The sequence below is a fragment of the Anaerobranca gottschalkii DSM 13577 genome (genome assembly GCF_900111575.1).
GTDB lineage: Bacteria > Bacillota > Proteinivoracia > Proteinivoracales > Proteinivoracaceae > Anaerobranca > Anaerobranca gottschalkii.
Genome location: NZ_FOIF01000023.1, coordinates 1 through 20,218 on the forward strand (window position 1 = coordinate 1; position 20,218 = coordinate 20,218).

Below are 20,218 nucleotides of genomic sequence, written 5' to 3' on the forward strand. Positions count from 1 at the left end.
TGTTTAATTACCACAGCCTTTAAAAAATGACTTTGTCTCTTTTAATTTTAGGTAGGAATTCTTATAGTAAATACAGTGCCATTTTCTTCACTACTTGTATAGCTTATCTCACCATTATATTTATCCACAATAGATTTTACTATGTATAGCCCTAGACCATCGGTGTTATTAGTGGAATAACCTTTGGCAAAAATTTTATCACCTAAATTTTGGGGAATGGTAGTTCCATTATTTTGTACTTTAATTATGTAAAAATTTTTCCCATCCTTTTCTTCTTTATCAAGGTGTACAAAAACCTTCGGTTTGCTATCCTTTAAGGCTGCAGTAAAGGCATTGTTAATTAAATTTCCTAACAAATTAACCCCTTCAATTTTACATAGGGGAAAATCTTCAAAATCATCACTTACTTGTATGTTAAAGTCAATATTTTTATCTTTAGCTATCCCTGCTTTCACGAAAAGCAAGGATTTTAACTCTAGCCTTTTCAAAGAAATAAATTGGAACTGTGGTTTTACTTCAGCGGTAATTTCTTTAACATACTTTCTGAGTTCTTCCACATCATTAAGTTCAGTTAATCCAGCAATAACCTGTAAATGATTGATAAAATCATGTTTTTGTTGTTGAATAGTTTCCACTAACTTCCCTAAATTATCTAGGTATTTTTTTTGTTGAGCAATCATTGTTTCTTGGATAGCAGCAGTTTTAAGACGTTTAATATTGAGAAGAACTAAAATAAATACAAATAAATTTACTATAATTGCTATTCCTACAATTCCTTGATAATATGGGGAATTTAAATCGGGAAATAATCCTTTGTGGGTAAAAGCAATTAAAAGAATTTGTAAAAAAGATTGAATCAAAATTCCATCAATTAAATAGTTTAATTTAAGATTAGATTTGGATTTAAAAGATATAAGCTCCCTCAATATATCACCTCATCAAAATTATAAGGTTTGTTTCGACAATAATAACTGATAGCTAGAAAGGCTATTGAAGCTGGTATTGTTAAAAGTACCCTTGTTACTTCTAAAAGCCAAATTTCATAGAGGGATAAATTTGTAAAGAAGTTATAAATATATAACACAAAAAAGTCAAAAATATACAATAAAGTAAAATATATGATGGCAGTAATAAAGGCAGAATTGATTTTAACCTTAGCAAATCCATTAAGGACAAACACTAAAAAGAGCATAGCTACAAAGGAATGAAACCCTATGGGAAAATAAGCACGGGTCAACCAAGTAACACAGGCAAATAAAAAACTCATTAACATAAACTTAGTGGTACTAACTCTAAATAGTAAAAGGCTTTGACAGAAATAGATCGCAACTAAAGATCTAGGTATCATGCTGAAAATAAAATTAAACAAAGAAACTTTTTCCAAACAGGTACACCTCCACAGGACTTTCGTACTAAATCTATATTTCGACAAAAAACGATTAAATCCTCTAAATAACTACAAAAATGTTTAATTAATTTACTATTGTTAAGGAGATTTTAAAAATGTTAATTGTATTTGTTAAAAGCACTTCATTAGGAGGAATTTCTACCCACATAAAAGAGCTCCAAAGGGGATTAAAAAAATTAAATTATCAAACAGAAGTTATCGAAATAAACTTAAAGCCACTGAAGTTTATAAAAAACATTTTAGCCCTCAGATATGTATGTCATAGGGAAGAAGTAATTGTCCACTTTCATGGCTACAAAGCTATTTTGGTTTTACCGTTCATTCCTCAGAGGGTAAAAAAAGTTTGTACTATTCATGGTTTTTTAGATGAAGGAAGGTGGAGAAATAGTTTTCTAAAAGGATTATTAGTGGAATTATTTAAGAAAGTAGATCATTTTATTTGTGTATCCCATAGTTTAAAAAACTATATCCAAGGGCAATTTAAAGTTCCACAGTCAAAGATTACTGTTATTTATAATGGAGTATCTGTAGATAACAAGGAAATACCTAAGAATAAGGGGAAGAAAATTATCAATATTGGTGCCTGTGGTAGATTAGTAAAACTCAAGGGATATGATGGGTTGATCCATGCTTTTAATAATATTTATCCTAAATTCGATGTTAGGTTACATATTATAGGCAGTGGACCGGAAGAGGAAAATCTAAAAAAATTAGCAAGGGATAAAGTCTATTTTCATGGATATAAACCAAATCCCTTGGAATATATGGAAATGTTCCATTTATTTGTTCAACCATCTTTAGTAGAAGGATGTGGGGTATCTGTTCTTGAAGCAATGTCTTTAAATATACCTGTAATAGTTAGTGATGCAGGGGGGTTACCAGAATTAATTGAACATGGAGTCCATGGTTTGATTTTTCCTAAAGGAGATATTAAAGCCTTGACCAATTGTTTAATTATGGTATTATCTAATAAGGAAATAGGGAATAAGGGGAATTTATTAGATAAATTAGGAATAAATAATAGAGCATGGGTTGCTGAAAACTTTAGTATTTGTAAAATGCTGGAATTGACAATAAGTGTATATAATAAAATATTGGGGGAATTTTTATATGAAAAAGTTGTTTAGATTTTTTTACAAAACTACAATTACATTTTTTACTTTTCTTTTAATCCTGACATTTTTCTTGGGAAATATCGGAGGACAGGCCAAGGCTGCTCAACAGCCCCACAGAACCTTTATAATAGTAGTAGATAGGGTTTTGCCTCAGCATTTAATAGAATACGGTGGTGAAAGTCTACAAAAAATCTTGACAAATAGTGCTTGGGCAATACTAAGCAATGCTACTGCAAGGGGAAAATCTTCGGAAAATCAAGCTATGACAATTGGAGCGGGAAGTAGGGCATTAGCACCCTATGGAAACTACTTTTTTAATAAAGGGGAAGTATATGAAGGGATTTATGCCGAAAGGATTTATCATACCTTCAATAATTTTAGGCTAAGGGAAGAGATGACCTTTAACCCTTATATTAACAATATTCAATATATCAATAGTAATTTATCCCATACCGTTGAAGTGGGAAAAATGGCAGATCTTTTAAAAGAACAGGGAATTAAAAGGGTTGTTATCGGTAATTCCGATGATTTTGATATTAAGCGGCACGCATCAGCAATTTTAATGGATAGTAATGGAGTAGTAGATTATGGAATAATAGATGAAAGGATATTAAAGAAAAACGATAAAATACCTGGGGGTTCAAGTACTGATTATGATAAAGTCATTGAATATTTACAATACTATCTCCCAAAGGGTAATATCTTTGTCATCGATACAGGGGATACCCACCGTATAGATGAATATTATAGATTTTATCAACCAGAAAGACTTGAACAGTTAAGGGAAGAAATAATAAAGGAAATGGATATCCTCTTTACTTATCTTCTAAATGTTATGGAAGAGAGAGATCATCTCTATCTCCTCACATTAAATGCTCCTTTAAGTTATCGGGAAGAGGGAGAAAACATTCCAGTAATCTATCATTATCAAAAAGGAGGAAAAGAAGGGATTCTGACTGCACCTTCCACTAAAAGACCTGGAGTAATAACTACTTTAGATTTAGCTCCTAGTATTTTAAATAACTATGGTATCAAAGATCCTACCTTTTATGGTTCAGTAATGGATATAATAGAAATGAAAGAACATCAGAGTTTTATCTTTGCCCGTTTAAAACAAATTAATACCGTTTTTAATCAACGGCCAATTACCATTAGGATTTATATAGTTATAACTATAGTTATAGTTGTAGCTTTTTTAATAAACCTAAAATTACAAAGCATCCCTATGGAATATTTTAGTTCTTTAATTTTAACTGCTATGGCAGGGCCATTGATATTTCTCTTAATGCCAATTTTTGGGCCACTACCCCTTGTCCCTTATTTAATTACCTTTTACTTGCTATGTGCCATAACTGCATTTATGATTAGAAGATATATAAAAAATCCTATCTCAGGAATAATAACTCTAAGTGGAATTACTTTATCAGCTATTTTAGTAGATACAATGTTTAATAGTTTTTTACAAAAACAGTCTATATTAGGATATGATGTAATAGCAGGAGCTAGATTTTATGGAATAGGTAACGAATATATGGGGGTAATTATTGGTAGCTCGATCATAGCCACTTTTCCTTTACTCCAAAGACCTGAAAGGAAAAAATGGCTGTATCTTATATATGGAACAATAGCCATTATTATGATGGCACCTTTTTGGGGAACAAACTTTGGAGGAACCTTATCCTTAGCTGTAACCTTTGCCGTAGCTTTGATAGATATAAAAGAAGGCAAGGGATCTGTTAAGTATCTCCTTGCCTTAGGAATAGTCTTTGTATTAGCACTAACTGCTATGATAACCATCAATGTAATTTCTCAGGATCAAACCCATATTGGAAGGATTTTTTCTGGTGAAAATGCCAATCGTTTAGAAGAGATTTTATTAGCTATAACTAGAAAACTCTCAACAAACTGGAGATTAATAAGGTTTAGTATTTGGAGCAGAATCTTTGCAGTATTATTAGTAAGTACCATAATAATTGGTTTTTATCCGCCAAAGAAATTTTCCTTTGTAAAAGAAAAGCACTATTATCGGGGGATAAAGGCTATATTGGCAGGTAGTTTAGCAGCCCTTTTCCTTAACGATTCCGGAATAGTCGCTGCTGCCACTGCAATGATATTTTTAGCATTACCTATTCTTTACGTGTTTTCTTTAGATAATTCCCCTTCCAATTCTCCCCACTTATCATAGAGTATTTCTAAACTTTCTTTTAGATTATTATATTCTCTAGTGATTTCTAAATTCTTTTCACTATTAGAATAGATTTCAGGTTGACAGAGAAGCTGTTCGTATTCAGTTATCAGCTCCTCTGTCTTTTCTATTTGCTGTTGAATCTCTTCTAATTGTTTTTGTAACTGTTTAATTTTATTATTAGATATTTTTTCTTTAAATTTAGAAGATTTTTCCTTTGTCTTCTTTTCCTCAAGTTCTTGCTCAATCCTTAATTGCTCTAATTTTTCTAGATAATAGTTATAATTACCTAAAAAAGTAGTGATTTTTCCAGCCTTTAATTCCAATGTTTTGTTTGTAATTTTGTTTAAAAAATATCGGTCATGGGAAACAACTAAAATTGTACCGGGATATTCTAAAAGGGCTTCCTCTAGGACTTCTTTAGAAACTATATCTAAATGGTTGGTCGGCTCATCAAGTATTAAAAAATTACTTTTATTTAAAATTAACTTTGCTAGTGCTAATCTACTTTGTTCACCACCGCTTAAATCACCAACCCTTTTAAAGACATCTTCTCCTGTAAACAAAAATTTTGCAAGATAAGAACGGACAGAGCCTCCAGTCCACTGAGGTTTTACTTCCCAAATTTCTTCAATTAAATTATTGTGGGGATTTAAGTCCTTTCGCTGTTGGCTAAAATATCCTAAATTTACGTTATGACCTAAGATAATTTCACCCTTTTGTACAGGTATTTCACCACTGATTAACTTAAGTATTGTTGATTTTCCACAACCATTAGGTCCTACTAAACCTACCCTCTCACCCCGCTCTATTATAAAAGATACTCCTTTTAAAACTGAATTATCTTCATAACTATGGTATAAATCCTTTACTGTCAAAACAAAACGGCCACTTTGGCTATCTAAATGGAACTGAAATTTAGCCTTTTTATCTTCACCTTTTATTTCAATAACTTCTAATTTTTCCAATGCCTTTCTACGGCTTTGGGCTTGTTTAGTTTTTTGTCCAGCTATATTCCGACGGATAAACTCTTGGGTTTTCTCGATATATTCCTGTTGCTTTTGGTAATCTTTGAGTAATTTTTCCCGCAACTTTTTCTTTTCCTCTGCATAAAAACTGTAATTCCCATGAAATACCTGCAAACTGCCATTTTCCAATTCATAGATTTTAGTGACAAAATAATCAAGGAATTGGCGGTCATGGGAAATTACAAAAACAGCACCTTTATAGTCCTTTAAAAAACTTTCTAACCACTTTACCCCTTCGATATCTAGATGATTAGTGGGCTCATCAAGAAATAATAAGTCTGGCTTAGATAATAATAGTTTTCCTAAAGATAAACGGGACTGTTCACCACCACTAAAGGTCCCTATTTTTTGGCTGAATTGCTCCTCTGTAAAACCTAAACCCCGTAAAACACCATAGATATCACTTTTATATCGATAGCCCCCTTTTTCTTCAAATTCTGTTGTTAAAAGGCTATATTTATTAAAAATTTTTTCTAACTGTTCTCCCTTTAAAGAAGCCATTTCCTGTTCTAAACTACGGATTTCTTCTTCCATTTCTAAAAGATATTGAAAGACACCGGTTAACTCAGAGACGGGGGTATTATCAGGGTCTAAATCACCATATTGCCTCTGAAATCCTATATTTATTCCTTTATTTAAAATAACTTGACCTTTATCGTAATCTAAGGTACCATTTAAAATATTAAAGAGGGTGGTTTTTCCACTACCGTTATTTCCAACTAAAGCGACTTTTTCTCCTTCTTTTATTTGTAAAGATACATCTTTAAAAATCGGTTCACCATTATAATATTTATCAATATTATTACATTGTAAAATTATCATATTAAAACCTCCACAAAACCTTAATATCTCTATTTAATATAAATTATTGTTAACCTAATGTCAAAAGTTAATTATAGGAGGGTACTAGCTCCAGCCTTTTATTTAATTATTATAGGAAATAACAGATAAATTAGGGGATGATAAATTGAATTTTATCGAGATTACAGAAAAGGTTATAGAAGGTAAATTTATTGAAAGATTAAATCGCTTTGTAGCTAAAGTTTTAGTAGAGGAAAAAGAAGAACTTGTCCATGTTCCTACTTCAGGAAGACTCAAGGAGTTATTGTTACCAGGAGCCGATATTTATCTTAGAGTTAAAGATTTTAATGGTAAAAGGAAAACAAATTTTGATTTATTGCATGTAAAATCTAAAGAAGGTGTTTGGGTTTGTTTAGATTCTCATCTACCAAATACCTTTATGGAAAAATTATTATTAAACAGTTCTTTGGAGGAATTTAGTTATCTTCAACGGGTTGAAAGGGAAGTAAAATATAAGAACAGTAGGTTCGATTTTTTTGTAGTAGATAAAGCTGGGTGTCCTGGTTTTATAGAAGTAAAGTCTGTAACATTAGTGGAAGATGGAGTGGCAAAATTTCCTGACGCACCTTCTACTAGAGGGGCTAGACATTTAGAAGAGTTAATAGAAGCTGTAAAAGAAGGGTATAAAGGTAGTGTGGTCTTTATGGTACAAAGGAATGACCCTTCTATTTTTTCACCAAACAAAGAAAGGGATTTAGATTTTACTAAAAGTCTCATCAAAGCTGTGGAAAAGGGAGTAAAGGCTTATTGTTATAGTTGTGAAATAACAAGGAATAGAATATTCTTAGATAAAGTTATACCTATAAAATTATTTTAATATTCAAAAAGCTCTTTATAAGGTTTACATTATTTATAGAGAATATTATAATTATAATATAGTGTTGTATAACACTGTTAGGAAAGTATTGTTTGATGGGAGGATTCCAAAATGAGAATTGAAGTGACCTTTTATTGTGATAAAGGTACAAAAATAGATTTTAATTATAATTATAGTCTCTCAAGACTAATTATGGAATCCCTTTTTGACAATAAAAGTGCTTTATATCACAAAGGTAAGCCTTTTAAATATTATACCTTTTCCCAATTATATTTTTCTCAGTTTGAAATAAGTGGAGATTATATAGTAAGTTTAGGTGAAGAAGTCCATTGGTATGTATCATCACCCAATCCTTTTTTTATAGATGGGCTTGTGAAAGGTTTAACAAAATTGGGTAGTTATCCTATGGGGCAAGGGGAGTTTGAATTTAAACAAGTTAGGATATTGGATGATCCGGAATTCACCAATGATATGGAGTTTACTTGTATGTCACCTATTACTATTTCTTCTATGGGAAGAGGAGCAAAAAGGGAGCTTTACTGTAGAATTGAAAATAAATGTTTTGTGGAGAATTTAAGGTATGATTTAGTGCAAAAATATTATTATTTGTATAATTCATTCCCCAAAAACGAAAGGCTGGAAATTATTTTCGATAAAAATTATCTAGAAAATAAAAAACGGACTAGTAGGTTATTAGATTATAACGGTGTTAAAGTATTAGGATATATGGTACCCTTTGTAGTTAAGGGAAGCCCAGATCTTATACGGGTAGGATATTCCTGTGGTTTTGGAGAAAGAAATAATCAAGGTTTTGGTATGGTTAAAGTCTGGCATAGAAGTTAATATTAGAAAAAATTTTTAGCATGATTTATGGAAAATCCCTAAAATCATGCTTATTTCTTTATTTTTATCTACTTTATAGGTATAATAGATTTGAAGAAAAATAAGAGAAGGTGAAAAAATGGTTTTAGAAAAGGAATTGAAGGCAATTTTAGGTGAAGAAAATTTAAAAATAAATCATCCATTAAAAGATTATACAACTTTTAAAATTGGGGGACCTGCCGATTATTTTGCTACACCAAGTACAGAAGAGGCTTTACTTCAGTTGATCAATTACGCTAAGGAATTTAATATTCCATTTTTTGTCTTAGGTAAAGGCTCAAACATTTTAATATCTGATGAAGGGTATAGGGGAATTATTATCAATCTTACGGAAAAATTAAATAAAATTACAGGAGAAGATGAAAGGATTTATGCCCAAAGTGGAGCGACCTTGACAGATATAAGTAAAAAGGCTTTAGAGCACTCTCTAACAGGTTTTGAATTTGCCATAGGAATCCCTGGTTCTTTTGGGGGCGGAATTTTTATGAATGCAGGAGCCTATGAAGGTCAGATGAGCGATGTAGTAGAAAGGGTCTGGGTGATTAGAAATGGGGAAATTGTCCCTATCGATAAAGAAGAAATGGAATTTGGCTATCGAAAAAGTATTTTTCAAAAATATAATGACATAATTATTAAAGGTTGTATAAAACTACAAAAAGGAGATTACAATCAGATAAAAGCTAAAATGGATGAACTTACTCAAAAACGGGAAGAAAAACAACCTTTAGAATTACCCAGCGCCGGATCTGTTTTTAAAAGACCTCAAGGTTATTTTGCCGGTAAACTTATCGAAGATAGTGGCCTTAGAGGATATAGGATTGGTGGAGCTCAAGTCTCTGAAAAACATTGTGGGTTTATCGTTAATACCGGAGGGGCAACTGCCCAAGATGTAAAGGATTTAATTCAATATATCCAAAAAACAGTAAAAGAAAAATTTGGAGTAGAATTAGAAAGGGAAGTTAAATATCTAGAAAGTTAAAGACAAAGATCTAAAAATGTGGTAACATAAAGTTGAAGATTTTATAATGCCACAGATGAGGTGGTGAAGTGTGAAAGAGTTTGTTGAGATATTAAAAGAGAATAAGGGGAAAAAAGTTTTAGTTTTATGCCATGATGATGCAGACAATGATGCCATTGGGGCAGGATTTGCTATGGCAGAACTAACTAAAGGAACTTTAGCGGTTCCGCAAAAAGTATCTGAACACGCCCTTGAATTGATCAATAAATTGGCAGCTAAAATAGAAGTTGCCCCCAATCCTCTAGACTATGATTTGGTGATTATAGTAGATACGGCGGACATACAACAATTACCTGGTATAACCCTTAAAAATTATATTTTAATTGATCATCATAAAAACAATTTATTGTTAGAAAAAAGTCAAGCCCATATATATAAATTGGTAGATTCTACTTGCCAATTAGTTTATTATCTTTATAAAGAAATGGAAGCACATTTAACGCCAGCAGTAGCTTTAGGATTAGCAGCGGGAATTTTAGGAGATACTGTCGGTCTTACTAAAGCATCTAACAAAGCCATAATTGACTTAGGAAATATTTTACAAGACGGTAATATAGGCTATTCTACCGTTTTAAATACCTTTAAGATTAGTAGTAAAATAGAAAGGCTGCAAAAATTAAAAGCTGCTACCGGGGGAAAAGTTTATGAATTCTCTGATTGTATTTTGGTTTACTGCCAGCCTGACAAAAATTTCCTCTACTATGTAGCAACTATGTTTTTGGAGTTAGGAGCAGACTTAGCTTTAGTAGGGTATAAAGAAGGGGACTGGATACATTTAAGGTTAGTTAAGTCTAATCAATGCTTAACTAGTCATAATGTCTATGAAATTGTTAAAAAAGCCTCAGAAAATATGGTTGTAGAAAATTTTTGGGGTGACCAATATTTTGCAGGTTTTAAAGGTCAAGGGGATTACGACTTTTTTATCCAAAGAATCTTAAGGGAAATCGAAAATATAAGTAATAAAAACCTCCCTAATTAGGAGGTTTTTATTATTTCCTCAAGTTTTTCTGCCAGCTCTGGCAAATTTAGAGGTTGAATTTTTAACTTTTTTATAACTTCTTTGTATTGCCTGATAGTACCCATCATAATACAATCGGTGTATTTGTCTCTACAGTTAACGGTATTTTCACTTACTGCAACTTCTCCACCTTTAGACAAAAATTCTTGTTTTAAAATGTTAGCTGCAGTTGTAGATAGATTCTGTAATTTTATTACTTTAAAAACACATTTATCTGCCATTAAGTTGATACTAGCAGGGCTAGCGTTGACTTTTTTAATTTCTTCTTTAGCACTTTGAAGGTTTGGGATGTCTAAAATTTCTAAATTCACAAAATTACCTCCTATGGGTAACTATTCTATGGGCTACTACAGGTTGAACAATTTTGTTTAAAAGAAAAACTGTAATAGAGTATAGGATCATCAAAGTTAGTTGGGTAGGTAATCTTAGGAAATAAGCTTCCCATAATGGCCAACCAAAGGCATGGGCAAGACCTATAGTAGTTATAAATCCAGTAATTAGCTGAGTTAAAGATACTGTAAAAAGAAAGTTGATAAAAGAGTTTCCTTTAAACAATAACTTAAAGTAGTGGGGTAAAACACCATAAAGACCTTGGGCTACAAATATTAAAAAAATCGGTGATCCTTGTGGAAATAAAGTGACTCCAACGACATCAGCAACTGCTCCTACAGCAAATCCCCAATGAGGACCTAATACTAAACTAGCTATGATAATAGGGATAGGTCCTAAACCAATCCTCAAAGCTGGTAATCCCCCTAAAGGTATTACAGCGCTGGCGAATCGTGTTAGAACGATACTCAAAGCAATGAGCAAAGACGCTAATGTTAAACAATAGGTTTTATTCATTGTAGTAGATGGAGTTTTCCCTTTAGAAATATAGGAAAATAAGGCGAAGATGGTAGCGAATACTACTACTTGAAAATAGAAATTAGTACTTAGTGTTTCTACAAACCAATTAAAAATTTCCATAAAAAAAACCTCCCTTTAATTTTGGATAGGCAGAAATATGCCAACCAACAGAAAAGAAGGTTGAGAAAAACATATAACCTTTTTCCGAAGGTGACAGCGGACGCGATACTATACCGCAGGGCGAAACCTTTCGTCTTAGGGCGACATCCCATCCCTAAGCACTTAACGCATAGTATCTACTCTGCCAAACTTTTATTACAATTCTAATTATAACATAATAATTATTATTGTCTAGGGGTTAATTGACTAATGGGAAGGAAATGCTAAAGGTACATCCTGGACTCCTTTTGTTATTAAAGACTTCAATTTTACCCCCCATTTTTTCTGTTATCCCTTTAGCTATCGCCAATCCTAAACCACTTCCTTTACTAGAACGGGATTTTTCCACTTTATAAAACTTTTCAAAAATATGGGGAAGGTCTTCTTCAGGAATCCCAGGACCATCATCAATAATATTTAAAAAAACTTTTTTATCCATAAGGTAACACTGAAAAACAATTTCCTTTTTACTGTATTCCAAGGCATTAAAAAAGAGATTATTAAGAACTTGTTCTAGCCTGGTTGGGTCAACATATATAAAGGCTGAGTCTAGATTTACCAACTGTTTAGAGATTAGTTTATCATGCCAACTCCCTTCTTCTTTGATATCTAAATAATAACTTTGGACAAAGGTCTTAACATTAACTTTCTCAAAGTTAAATTCCAACTGATCTAAATCGAGTTTTGCCAAATTAAATAGATCATCGATAAGGATACTTAAATTATCTACTTTGTTAGAGATTATTGCCAAGTAGTTATTGAAGGTTTTAGGGTCGTTAAATAGACCATCTTTCAGTGCTTCTACATAACCTTTTATAGAAGTTAAGGGAGTCCTTAGATCATGGGAAATGGCCGCTAGTAGTTGTTTTTTAGCAATAGTGATTTCCTTTTCTTTTTGGTTAACTTCTTTTAATTTATTTTTCATTATTTGAAAGGCTTGACATAAATTACCTAGTTCATCACTGGCGTTATAGGTAATATCAAAATCAAAATCATTTTTAGAAATTTTCTCAATAGCCATATTTAATTCTTTAAAGGGTTGTGTTACCCTTCGGGATATTAAATAAACAGAAAGGACGATATGTAACAAGAGGGAAGTTAAACCGATACTAACAGTACCTATCAAAAATTTAGTTAGCCTAGGAATAAAATCTGGTGGTGGAGGATAAGTATAAAGTTTTACCCCTACTATTTCCCCAGAAATATAGATATATTCTCCTACAGTATAACTTAATATTTCATTATCTGATGTGTTCCGATTTTTTTCAAGGCCGGGAATTACTTCTGTTAATAACTGATAATGGTTAGTAAAATTATCTTCAACGGAACTATAAAGCAGTTTTCCTGAATTATCAACAATCCGGAGAATTACTGGAGCATTATCGATAATTTCTATGATACCATTATGAAAATCTTTATTAACTGGATCTAGCAAATCCCAATTGTCAATAATAAAACTATTAAGTAATTCAACCTTTTCTGAAGTTAAGTAAAAACTTTCTCTAACAGGACTAAAGAGGTGTTTGCCATAAAAATAAGCAAATCCCCCTGTTACAATTAATGGAATTAGTATTACAGAGAAAAAAGCCATAAGTACCCGATATCGAAATTTAATCTTTACCATAAAAATCCCTATCCTTCAAATTTATATCCTATCCCCCATACTGTTTTAATATATTGGGGGTCAGTAGGATTTTTTTCAATTTTTTGCCTTAGTCTTTTTACATGTACAGTTACTGTAGCCACATCACCTAAACTATCTAACCCCCAGACATGTTCATATATTTCTTCTCTAGTAAATACCTGACGGGGGTGGGTAGCAAGAAACTTTAATAGTTCAAATTCCTTTGTAGGTAGATTTATTTGGTTTTCCCCTACAAAAACGTTATAACCTGCTAAATCTATGGTTAAATCTTGAAACTTTAAAATAGCAGGGGTTATTTCCCCATTATTAACTAAACTGCGGCGCATTAAAGCTTTCACCCTAGCGGTAAGGACAGATGGGCTAAAGGGTTTAGTAATATAATCATCTGCCCCTAGATCTAATCCTAAGATGGTATCGTTATCTTCATCTTTAGCACTGACAATGATAATAGGAATATTTTTATTAAAAGATCTTACTTCTTTACATATTTCAAAACCGTTTAATTTAGGGAGCATAATATCTAGAATTATCAAATCAGGTTGGAAGGTATTGGTTAATTGTAGCCCTTTCAAACCATCTTGGGCTATTTCAATAATAAAACCTTCCCTCTTTAAATAATCTTTAATAAGATTGGCTATTTCTAAATCATCTTCCACAATTAGTATTTTTTTATCCATACAAGGAAAACCTCCGCTATTTTTAAAAAATAATTTTATATTTGGTTATATTGATTATAATTATATTCAACAAATTTTTTAAGAATCCTTTTTTCCACCTTTATCTCTATTCAATTTCTCTATTTTAGTGTATAATATATTAAGTTTTTTAAGTTCCAAAAGGGAGGAGATTTGATGTTTAAGCTTATAGCACTGGATATAGACGGAACTTTAATAAACAGTGGGGGCAAAATATCAGCTATAAATAAAAAAATAATAAAAACTGCACAGGCTCAAGGGTATTTAATAACATTAAATACAGGACGGAGTTTTTACTCAGCCTATAAGTATGCTCAAGAGCTGGAAATCGATATTCCTATAATAACTGCCAATGGTACATTAATTAGGGACCCTAAAACCTTTGAAGTAAAGTATCAGTTAAACTTCCCCCAAAATACAGCATTAGAAATTGCCAATTTTTTATCTAAGAAAAAGGGAATTTCTTGTCAGGCTTATCATCTAGAAGGAATCCTTTTATCAGGGGTTGGTTTAGTAGGATTGGCGAAATTGTCAAATAGAAAGGGACTATTATCTTTAAAAAGGTTAATAGCTATGTATGAAGAAAGCAAAAGAAGTAAAACTATAAGGGTTAAGGATTTTGTCAATGCAGTTTCTAACCACCAAATACAAAAGTTTTTTGTGGCAGCTAAAACTGAAACGGGAAAGATAATTGAAAAGGAATTAGAGGAATTCCCTTGTACCGTAGAAACCCATTATGAAGGGGAAAACGGTTATTTAGAAATAATTCCCCAAGGAGCTTCAAAGGGGGAAGGGTTAAAAAGGCTAGCTAGTATGTACAATTTAACATTAGACCAAACAATTGCAGTAGGGGATAGTGCCAATGATGTTTCGATGTTTCAAGTAGCAGGACTTTCAGTGGCTATGGCTAATGCTACCCAATACGCTAAAAGCCATGCTAAACACATAACCTTTAGCAATGAGGACGATGGAGTAGCTGCCGTTATTAAAGAGTTTATGTTAACACCGGTTAAGGATTTTAAATTTATAAAGAAAGCTCAATAATTACCTTAGTTGTTTAACGAGGGGGGATATTTTTGGTACTAGAATTTACTAAAATGCATGGGCTAGGTAATGACTTTATAATCATCGATAATTTGCAAGATAAAAAATTAGATTGGTCAAAATTAGCAAAAAAACTCTGTCAAAGAAATACAGGTATTGGTGGAGATGGTTTGGTATTAGTATCACCTTCTGATAAAGGGGATTATAAGATGGTGATTTATAACTCAGATGGAAGTTTAGCCCAAATGTGTGGAAATGCCATCCGCTGTTTCGGGAAATACCTTTATGAAAAGGGTTATACAGATAAAACCAATTTAGTTATTGATACCGATGCCGGAGTAAAACAACTTTATTTAAAAATAAATGAGGGATTAGTAGAGACAGTAAAAGTAGATATGGGTCCCCCTATTTTTCAGCCTGAACTTATACCTGTCAATACCACAAATAGTGATAATAATATTAAAATACAAGTTGCTCAACAAGAACTAAATATAACTGCTATTTCAATGGGCAATCCCCATGCCGTCATTTTTGTAGATCAGGTAGAAGATTTTCCTGTAAAAGAGATTGGACCGCTAATAGAAAATCATCCTTTATTTCCCCAAAAAACCAATGTGGAATTTGTCCAATTAAAAGAAGATGGTACTTTAGTTATGAGAGTTTGGGAAAGGGGAGTAGGTGAAACCCAAGCTTGTGGTACAGGAGCCTGTGCAGCCTTTGTTGCCAGTGTTTTAAAGGGAAAAGTTAAAAACCAAGGTGAAGTTCATTTGTTAGGGGGAGTATTAAAAATTACCTTTGATGGTGAAAGGGTTTTTAAAGAAGGCCCTGCAGCCTTTGTTTTTGAAGGTAAGGTTAAAATAGAAGAATGGTTATAAACTCCATTAATTAAGGATAAGCTATAAATAAGCTTATCCTATTTTTATTACGGGGGTTTTACCGATGAAAAAACCTATAAAACTAAATAATTTAAAGGAAAATACTAAAGAGAGTATTGAAAAAATTACTGAAGAGGCTTTAAAAGAGATAAGTTTAGATGAGGATTTAGAAAAGAATATTCAAATACTAGAAAAGATTTTTCAGCATTGTGATGATGTAAATAAAAAAACTTTACATATAGAAGGAAATAAAAAAGGGATAATCTTTTTTTTAAGTGGAATAACAGATGAAAAATCTATTGTTAATTTTATAATTAATCCTTTGCTGAAGAATGAAGGAGTAGTATTAGAAAAAATTAAAGGTAATCCCCGATATATAGAGGAATATTTATTAGTTAACCATTCTGTAGAAAAAATTTCAGATCTTTACGGAGGAGTAATAGGGGTCTTAGAAGGCAAAGCTTTATTACTTATAGATGGATATAGTACCGGTTATACCATAGAAGTTAGGGAATACCCAACTAGAGATGTTCAAGAACCTATTACCCAAACATTAGTTAGAGGTCCTAGGGAAGGCTTTACCGAAGGAATCAAAGACAACTTAGCATTAATTCGAAAAAGGATTAAAACCCCTGATTTAAAAATAGAAAAAAAGGAAATCGGTCACCTAACAAAGACTTCTGTGGCTATTTGCTATATTCAGAATCTCGTTGATCCAAAGGTCTTAGAAGAGGTAAAGGTCAGACTAGATAAGATTAAAATAGATGCTATCCTTGATTCCAGTACAATAGAGCAGTTAATTGAAGATAGCAGTTTTTCTCCTTTTCCCCAAATAGGAAATACAGAAAGACCCGATGCAGCAGTTTCGGCGTTAATAGAAGGAAGGGTGTGTATTGTTGTAGATGGGTCACCCTTTGTTTTAATTGTCCCCCAAGTTTTAGTAGATATGTTACATATTACAGAAGACTATTACGAAAGATTTTATTTTTCAACTGCCATTAGATTACTCCGTTATTTAGCCTTTGGCTTATCATTATTAGGGCCTTCCCTCTATGTTGCAATAACAACTTTTCACCATGAAATGATCCCAACAAAACTTTTAGTCAGTATTGCCGCTGCCCGCCAAGGAATTCCCTTTCCTGCATTTTTAGAAGCTTTGATGATGGAAATAGCCTTTGAAGCGTTAAGGGAAGCGGGGGTCCGCCTACCTAAACCTATAGGTCAAGCTGTAAGTATCGTAGGGGCTTTGGTTATTGGAGAAGCGGCAGTGCAGGCAGGACTTGTTTCTCAAATAATGGTAATAGTTGTAGCTGGGACCGGTATAGCTTCCTTTACCGTTCCTGCCTTTAACATAGGGATTGCTATTAGGCTATTGAAAATTCCGATTCTGTTATTATCTTCAGTTTTAGGTTTATTTGGAGTGAGTATAGCTGTTATCGCAATTTCAATCCATTTATCTACACTAAGGTCCTTTGGAGTACCTTATCTATCACCAATTGCTCCTTTAACTTTACAAGACAACAAAGATGTTATTTTAAGGGGCCCAGTCTGGTGGATAAACCAAAGGCCAACCTATATTGCTAAAAATAATGTCGTTAAGTTAAAAAGCGGAGGGGAAATGAAACCCCAAAAACCACAGGCAGAGGAGGAAAAAGATGTCCAGAAAACTAGTTAAAGTTAGTAGTATTGTCTTATTACTCCTTTTGTTTATACCGGGATGTTGGGATAGTATTGAGTTAGAAGATCTAGGTATTGTAGTAGCTGTTGGTATAGATAAAGAAGAAGAAGGTTTTACCATGACGTTACAAATTATTAAACCCCAACCCCAAGCTAACAACGGCAGTGAAGGTAAAATTTGGGTTGGAGCCAGTAGTGGTCAAACCCTCTTTGATGCCAGTAAAAATTTTCGGGCAAAGGTTCCTAGCCGTTTAACTTTTATGCACAATCAGATAATTGTTATCGGAGAAGAAGCTGCTAAATCAGGATTTGATGATATAATTGATTTTTTAACTAGAAATAGAGAAATACGCTATAGAAGCTGGGTAATAATAACCCAAGGGGAAGCGAAAAAAGCTTTACAAGTAACTCCAGGTCTACAGCCAACCCTATTTGAAGAAATTAAAGGATTGGTGGAAAATCAAGATGAATGGTCAAAACAAGAGACCAGTACGATAAAAGATCTAATAATTGATATGAGTAATCCCTATAAAGATTCCTTAACTGCTAGGATGTTATTACTTTCCCCTGAAGTAATGGGATCTCAACAAGAAGAAACCGATGAAATGACTTCTGCTACTATTACGATGGAAAAGAAAATTATCCTCGATGGTTCTGCTGTAATTAAAGGGACTAAATTGGCAGGTTGGATGACGAAAACGGAAACAAGGGGGGTATTGTTTTTAAAAGGGGAAATTTCAGAAGCTTTAATAGTAGTGCCATACAAAGGAGGAAAAATGTCTGTGGAAATAGGTGATGTTAGAACAGAACTTGTCCCACAGATAAAGGATGGGAAACCTAAAGTAAAGGTTAATATAAAAGGTAGTGGTAGGTTAGGTGAAACCGATGTTTTTGTAGATTTTGGAGATATTGATCAAGTTAAAGAAATAGAAAAAATCCTCAACCAAAGACTGGTTGGGGAGATCAATAACTCTATAAGAAAATTTCAAGGACAATATAATGCTGATTTGTTAGGAATTGGAGATCTGTTTTTTAGGTCAAATCGGAAATGGTGGAATGAAAATAAAGATAAATGGTTTGAAGGATTGTATCAACAAGTTGTTTTTGATATAAAAGCTGATATTCAGTTAGATAACTCTGGATTTTTAGTACAACCGATCTTAGGAGGAGAATAAAATGGTGTGGCAGGGGATGATTATTCTCATTTTTTCTACTTTAGTCTATTTTGAAGGGAAAAAACTGTTGGTAGCAAAAAATTATTGGGATTTAGTAGTGGTAATGTTCTTTTATTTACTAGCTTTTTATTACACTTGGTCCTTTGCTGCTGACAGAGAAGTTTTTAATCCTTTAGAAGGGATAAATAATTTGTTAGAGCCAATAGGAAAGTGGTTATTTATAGAATTCCTAGGGATTAGCTAGGTGTTTTTTTAAATAACGAACTGAAAAATAGTAAGATTGGGTAAAAGAAGTTTAATGAAATATTTATAATCGGTAAGGTAATTGCAAAGTAAACAAAATAGCTTACACTAGGGAACATCAACTTTGATAAAAAAATAATTAAAAATCCTATGGGGATAATTAGTGGTTCTTTTTCTTTTAAGCCTAAAAGTTGAGAAAAACCTAAAATTAAGGCATAATAAATAGCTAAAAGGGTAGTGAAAAAACCAAGGATCCAGACGAAAATAAAAAATGCTTCAACCCTATTTAGAAACTCACCGATATTGACGAGGCGAAAGATTTGATATGTAGGGAGTAACATTTTTCCAATAACCTCTGCTGAAAAAATTGTAACACCTAAAATAGTTCGGGTAAGGAGTAATACAGATCCTATAAAGTATGATAAAAGGTATAGAGGAGTGGAATCCCTTTTATCATTAACTGCCGGTAAAATTATTGCTAAGAAGGTTATTTGAGTAAAGGGAAAATTTAGTGCTACTAAACTGCCGGCGATAATTGGTTTAACCCCATCTGCTAAAATAGGTTGGAGGTAGGAAAAATCAATATCTTGTAATGTCAGGAAAGGGAGGATTAATAAAAGAAAGATAATAGGAAAAACATACAATTCTGTGAGTCTAGCAATAGCTTCAATACCAGAGTAAAGGGCATAGATTACAAGGAGTACTAGACCTGATCTTAATATTATCTCTGGTGTAGCAGGAATAATGGCAATATTAAAAAGTAAAACTAGATCTTCTACTACTAGTGTAGCGATAATAAAAGCATTTAACAGGAAAAATCCACTAAATATTTTTCCTAAAACTTTACCTAGGCATATCTCACTATATTCAATAATAGTAAGTCCTTTGAATTTTTTATTTAATTGCAAAATTAATAATAGGGGAATTAGCCCTAAAGTTGCAGCTAGTATTGTAGAAATCCAAGCATCTCTACCAGCCCATGATTCAGGAATAAATAAACTGGCAGAACCTGTTAAAAAACTAATTAATATAAAGGCAAACTGTCTAGGAGAAATAACTTGAATTTCCTTTTTCATTTATGTATACTCCTTTATAAGTTATAATAGAATTAATTAAAGCCTCTGTTTTTATTGTTAACCATAAGTTTACTTATTATGAGGATGAGGAGAATACTAATGAAAATTTTGTATATAGAACTGACTATCCATATCTTTGAGTGTGACAATTTAAAGAGGAAACGGAATATTGCTAACAGTATGGCTGCTAAACTTAAAAACAAATTTAACATATCTGTCGCTCAAAAACATGATAATTTATTAAATCGCTTTATCTTAGGTTTGGCTATGGTTTCCACAGAGTCTAAAATATTAGTAAAACACAAAGAAATGATTTTAAATTATCTTGAACAAATGGAATATTCTGTAGAAATAGTAGAAGTTTATAGTGAAATTATCTAAATTTAGTGATTAATTACTGGTTTTTATGGGAATAATTAGATATAAATGACAAAACTCCAAGGAGGTA

20 protein-coding genes and 1 riboswitch are annotated in these 20,218 nt (G+C 32.4%); of the genes, 12 read left to right on the plus strand and 8 right to left on the minus strand.

Annotated features, from left to right (window positions below; all coding sequences use genetic code 11):
• Window positions 1-47: 47 nt before the first annotated feature.
• Complete coding sequence (locus tag BMX60_RS06780) at window positions 48-926, minus strand: sensor histidine kinase (protein WP_091350607.1); 879 nt, start codon at window positions 924-926, stop codon at window positions 48-50.
• The gene (locus tag BMX60_RS06785) at window positions 923-1,384 is read right to left on the minus strand and encodes a hypothetical protein (RefSeq protein WP_091350609.1); all 462 of its coding nucleotides are present in this window, start codon (window positions 1,382-1,384) and stop codon (window positions 923-925) included. The genes BMX60_RS06780 and BMX60_RS06785 overlap by 4 nt, the downstream gene beginning before the upstream one ends.
• Before the next feature lie 119 nt (window positions 1,385-1,503).
• Here BMX60_RS06785 and BMX60_RS06790 point away from each other — a divergent pair, with 119 nt between their 5' ends.
• Together BMX60_RS06790 and BMX60_RS06795 are read left to right on the plus strand one after the other, a co-directional pair.
• A complete protein-coding gene (locus tag BMX60_RS06790) occupies window positions 1,504-2,535 on the plus strand; it encodes a glycosyltransferase family 4 protein (RefSeq protein WP_091350611.1) in 1,032 nt (343 codons plus the stop codon).
• Window positions 2,519-4,708 carry a hypothetical protein gene (locus tag BMX60_RS06795; RefSeq protein WP_091350613.1) on the plus strand — a complete coding sequence of 730 codons (2,190 nt, stop codon included), beginning with the start codon at window positions 2,519-2,521 and terminating at the stop codon, window positions 4,706-4,708. The genes BMX60_RS06790 and BMX60_RS06795 overlap by 17 nt, the downstream gene beginning before the upstream one ends.
• On the opposite strand, the gene BMX60_RS06800 is transcribed toward BMX60_RS06795, so the two are convergent.
• Window positions 4,657-6,558, minus strand: a complete 1,902-nt coding sequence (locus BMX60_RS06800) for an ABC-F family ATP-binding cassette domain-containing protein (protein ID WP_091350627.1) — start codon at window positions 6,556-6,558, stop codon at window positions 4,657-4,659. The genes BMX60_RS06795 and BMX60_RS06800 overlap by 52 nt on opposite strands.
• A 145-nt stretch (window positions 6,559-6,703) precedes the next feature.
• Between BMX60_RS06800 and sfsA the strand changes: the two genes are divergently transcribed.
• The 4 genes from sfsA (at window position 6,704) to BMX60_RS06820 (ending at window position 10,293) form a co-directional block, all read left to right on the plus strand.
• Entirely contained in the window at window positions 6,704-7,414 is a 711-nt protein-coding gene (gene sfsA, locus BMX60_RS06805) for a DNA/RNA nuclease SfsA (protein WP_177159729.1), read from the plus strand.
• Window positions 7,415-7,525: 111 nt separating this feature from the next.
• Complete coding sequence (gene cas6 / locus BMX60_RS06810) at window positions 7,526-8,257, plus strand: CRISPR-associated endoribonuclease Cas6 (protein ID WP_091350631.1); 732 nt, start codon at window positions 7,526-7,528, stop codon at window positions 8,255-8,257.
• A gap of 118 nt (window positions 8,258-8,375) precedes the next feature.
• The gene (murB, locus tag BMX60_RS06815; RefSeq protein ID WP_091350632.1) at window positions 8,376-9,275 is read left to right on the plus strand and encodes a UDP-N-acetylmuramate dehydrogenase; all 900 of its coding nucleotides are present in this window, start codon (window positions 8,376-8,378) and stop codon (window positions 9,273-9,275) included.
• A 70-nt stretch (window positions 9,276-9,345) separates the two neighbouring features.
• Entirely contained in the window at window positions 9,346-10,293 is a 948-nt protein-coding gene (locus BMX60_RS06820; RefSeq protein ID WP_091350634.1) for a DHH family phosphoesterase, read from the plus strand.
• On the opposite strand, the gene BMX60_RS06825 is transcribed toward BMX60_RS06820, so the two are convergent.
• The 4 genes from BMX60_RS06825 to BMX60_RS06840 form a co-directional block, all read right to left on the minus strand.
• Window positions 10,290-10,643 carry a hypothetical protein gene (locus BMX60_RS06825; RefSeq protein WP_091350636.1) on the minus strand — a complete coding sequence of 118 codons (354 nt, stop codon included), beginning with the start codon at window positions 10,641-10,643 and terminating at the stop codon, window positions 10,290-10,292. The two genes, BMX60_RS06820 and BMX60_RS06825, sit on opposite strands and share 4 nt — an antisense overlap.
• 4 nt (window positions 10,644-10,647) lie before the next feature.
• On the minus strand, window positions 10,648-11,301 hold the full coding sequence (locus tag BMX60_RS06830; protein WP_091350638.1) for a folate family ECF transporter S component: 654 nt from the start codon (window positions 11,299-11,301) through the stop codon (window positions 10,648-10,650).
• A 92-nt stretch (window positions 11,302-11,393) separates the two neighbouring features.
• Window positions 11,394-11,487, minus strand: a riboswitch (THF riboswitch).
• A 52-nt stretch (window positions 11,488-11,539) separates the two neighbouring features.
• Window positions 11,540-12,964, minus strand: a complete 1,425-nt coding sequence (locus BMX60_RS06835; protein WP_091350641.1) for a HAMP domain-containing sensor histidine kinase — start codon at window positions 12,962-12,964, stop codon at window positions 11,540-11,542.
• 8 nt (window positions 12,965-12,972) lie between these two features.
• Entirely contained in the window at window positions 12,973-13,662 is a 690-nt protein-coding gene (locus BMX60_RS06840) for a response regulator transcription factor (RefSeq protein ID WP_091350643.1), read from the minus strand.
• 174 nt (window positions 13,663-13,836) lie between these two features.
• Here BMX60_RS06840 and BMX60_RS06845 point away from each other — a divergent pair, with 174 nt between their 5' ends.
• From BMX60_RS06845 to BMX60_RS06865, 5 genes are all read left to right on the plus strand, one after another.
• On the plus strand, window positions 13,837-14,724 hold the full coding sequence (locus tag BMX60_RS06845) for a Cof-type HAD-IIB family hydrolase (RefSeq protein ID WP_091350645.1): 888 nt from the start codon (window positions 13,837-13,839) through the stop codon (window positions 14,722-14,724).
• A gap of 32 nt (window positions 14,725-14,756) precedes the next feature.
• Entirely contained in the window at window positions 14,757-15,599 is an 843-nt protein-coding gene (gene dapF, locus BMX60_RS06850; protein ID WP_479722605.1) for a diaminopimelate epimerase, read from the plus strand.
• A gap of 64 nt (window positions 15,600-15,663) precedes the next feature.
• Entirely contained in the window at window positions 15,664-17,274 is a 1,611-nt protein-coding gene (locus BMX60_RS06855) for a spore germination protein (RefSeq protein WP_091350647.1), read from the plus strand.
• Window positions 17,255-18,451 (plus strand): Ger(x)C family spore germination protein, encoded by a 1,197-nt coding sequence (locus BMX60_RS06860; RefSeq protein WP_091350649.1) that lies wholly within the window; start codon window positions 17,255-17,257, stop codon window positions 18,449-18,451. The genes BMX60_RS06855 and BMX60_RS06860 overlap by 20 nt, the downstream gene beginning before the upstream one ends.
• A gap of 1 nt (window position 18,452) precedes the next feature.
• Complete coding sequence (locus BMX60_RS06865; RefSeq protein WP_091350651.1) at window positions 18,453-18,695, plus strand: hypothetical protein; 243 nt, start codon at window positions 18,453-18,455, stop codon at window positions 18,693-18,695.
• Here BMX60_RS06865 and BMX60_RS06870 read toward each other — a convergent pair.
• Window positions 18,688-19,770, minus strand: coding sequence for a GerAB/ArcD/ProY family transporter (locus tag BMX60_RS06870; protein WP_091350653.1), 1,083 nt, complete (start codon window positions 19,768-19,770; stop codon window positions 18,688-18,690). The two genes, BMX60_RS06865 and BMX60_RS06870, sit on opposite strands and share 8 nt — an antisense overlap.
• Before the next feature lie 99 nt (window positions 19,771-19,869).
• Between BMX60_RS06870 and BMX60_RS06875 the strand changes: the two genes are divergently transcribed.
• Entirely contained in the window at window positions 19,870-20,151 is a 282-nt protein-coding gene (locus tag BMX60_RS06875; RefSeq protein ID WP_177159730.1) for a DUF503 domain-containing protein, read from the plus strand.
• Window positions 20,152-20,218: the final 67 nt, after the last annotated feature.

What these genes read in the sequence shown, in the direction of transcription:
- BMX60_RS06790 (WP_091350611.1), top strand. Translation starts at nt 1,504, where the DNA reads ATGTTAATTGTATTTGTTAAAAGCACTTCATTAGGAGGAATTTCTACC.
- BMX60_RS06795 (WP_091350613.1), top strand. Translation starts at nt 2,519, where the DNA reads ATGAAAAAGTTGTTTAGATTTTTTTACAAAACTACAATTACATTTTTT.
- BMX60_RS06800 (WP_091350627.1), bottom strand. Translation starts at nt 6,558, where the DNA reads ATGATAATTTTACAATGTAATAATATTGATAAATATTATAATGGTGAA.
- cas6 (WP_091350631.1), top strand. Translation starts at nt 7,526, where the DNA reads ATGAGAATTGAAGTGACCTTTTATTGTGATAAAGGTACAAAAATAGAT.
- murB (WP_091350632.1), top strand. Translation starts at nt 8,376, where the DNA reads ATGGTTTTAGAAAAGGAATTGAAGGCAATTTTAGGTGAAGAAAATTTA.
- BMX60_RS06830 (WP_091350638.1), bottom strand. Translation starts at nt 11,301, where the DNA reads ATGGAAATTTTTAATTGGTTTGTAGAAACACTAAGTACTAATTTCTAT.
- BMX60_RS06835 (WP_091350641.1), bottom strand. Translation starts at nt 12,964, where the DNA reads ATGGTAAAGATTAAATTTCGATATCGGGTACTTATGGCTTTTTTCTCT.
- BMX60_RS06840 (WP_091350643.1), bottom strand. Translation starts at nt 13,662, where the DNA reads ATGGATAAAAAAATACTAATTGTGGAAGATGATTTAGAAATAGCCAAT.
- BMX60_RS06845 (WP_091350645.1), top strand. Translation starts at nt 13,837, where the DNA reads ATGTTTAAGCTTATAGCACTGGATATAGACGGAACTTTAATAAACAGT.
- BMX60_RS06855 (WP_091350647.1), top strand. Translation starts at nt 15,664, where the DNA reads ATGAAAAAACCTATAAAACTAAATAATTTAAAGGAAAATACTAAAGAG.
- BMX60_RS06860 (WP_091350649.1), top strand. Translation starts at nt 17,255, where the DNA reads ATGTCCAGAAAACTAGTTAAAGTTAGTAGTATTGTCTTATTACTCCTT.
- BMX60_RS06865 (WP_091350651.1), top strand. Translation starts at nt 18,453, where the DNA reads ATGGTGTGGCAGGGGATGATTATTCTCATTTTTTCTACTTTAGTCTAT.
- BMX60_RS06870 (WP_091350653.1), bottom strand. Translation starts at nt 19,770, where the DNA reads ATGAAAAAGGAAATTCAAGTTATTTCTCCTAGACAGTTTGCCTTTATA.
- BMX60_RS06875 (WP_177159730.1), top strand. Translation starts at nt 19,870, where the DNA reads ATGAAAATTTTGTATATAGAACTGACTATCCATATCTTTGAGTGTGAC.